This is a genomic window from Rhizobium mayense (assembly GCF_030272705.1).
In the GTDB taxonomy this organism is placed as follows: domain Bacteria; phylum Pseudomonadota; class Alphaproteobacteria; order Rhizobiales; family Rhizobiaceae; genus Rhizobium; species Rhizobium mayense.
Map to the genome: position 1 here is coordinate 1 of NZ_JARFYM010000095.1, position 1,272 is coordinate 1,272.

Annotated in this window: 1 protein-coding gene; it reads left to right on the top strand. The window is 59.0% G+C overall.

Going from position 1 to position 1,272, the window contains the following annotated elements; genetic code table 11:
• Window positions 1–64: 64 nt before the first annotated feature.
• A protein-coding gene (locus tag PY649_RS34720; RefSeq protein ID WP_285873594.1) for an IS3 family transposase occupies window positions 65–1,254 on the top strand; the annotation gives its coding sequence in 2 pieces (ribosomal slippage) (window positions 65–314 and window positions 314–1,254; 1,191 coding nt in all).
• The last annotated feature ends 18 nt before the right edge of the window (window positions 1,255–1,272 follow it).

Below are 1,272 nucleotides of genomic sequence, written 5' to 3' on the forward strand. Positions count from 1 at the left end.
TGACCTTGCCCCGTTGAAATAATCCATTTTGAAGTAAGCTCTGGCCCATTGAGAGGACCAGGGAATGAAGCGCAACCGTTTCACGGACGAACAAATTATCGGCATTCTGAAGGAGCACGAGGCAGGCACGCCGGTCTCGGAGCTTTGCCGCAAGCATGGCGTCAGCGATGCCAGCATCTACAAGTGGAAAGCCAAGTTCGGCGGCATGGACGTGTCCGAGGCCAAGCGGCTGAAGACGCTGGAGGACGAGAACACGAAGCTGAAACGTCTCCTGGCGGATGCCATGCTCGACAATGCTGCTTTGAAAGACCTTTTGGGAAAGAAGTGGTGACGCCCGCAGCAAGGCGGAACGCTGTCACTCATCTGATGAGCCACCATCGGATGAGCGAACGGCGGGCGTGTAAAGCCATCGGTGTTTGCCGGATGACGGTTCGTTACGAAACGAGCCGCAGCGACGATCGTGACCTTCGCGAGCGGATGAAGGCGCTGGCGCATGAACGCCGCCGTTTCGGGTATCGACGCCTTCATGTGCTGCTCAGGCGCGAGGGGCACCTTGTGAACCACAAGCGGCTCTTCCGGCTCTATCGGGAAGAGAAGCTGACAGTGCGCAAACGTGGTGGCCGCAAGCGGGCGATCGGCACACGCGCCCCGATGCTGATCCCGATGGCAGCCAATGATCGTTGGTCGTTGGACTTTGTCTCGGATCAACTCACCGATGGCCGCAGGTTCCGGACTCTGACGGTCGTCGATGATTGCACCAGAGAATGCTTGGGCCTTGTCGCCGATACGTCGCTTTCCGGTCTGCGGGTTGCCCGAGAGCTGGACCGGATCATCGAGGGGCGTGGCAAGCCGAAGATGATCGTCAGCGACAATGGCAGCGAGTTTACCAGCAACGCGATCCTGCAATGGGCCGACGAAGCCAAGGTGGGCTGGCACTACATCGCGCCAGGCAAGCCAATCCAGAACGCTTTCATCGAAAGCTTCAATGGGCGGCTGCGGGACGAGTTCTTGAATGAAACCCTCTTCTCGTCACTGACCTGCGCTCGATCAGCGCTTTCAAACTGGCGCGCCGACTACAACGATCAGCGACCACACTCCGGTCTCGGCTGGCTGACACCTACCGAGTTCGCTCAGACCATCAACCCGCGACGTGATGCGGTGCTGCGCAGCCGAAATGGCTTCGCACCGCAACCCGCCGCTACCGCCGCAAATACAGCAACCCAAAACCGCTGGAGCGAACTCAAAACTGGATAAAACTTGGGGGCAAGGTCA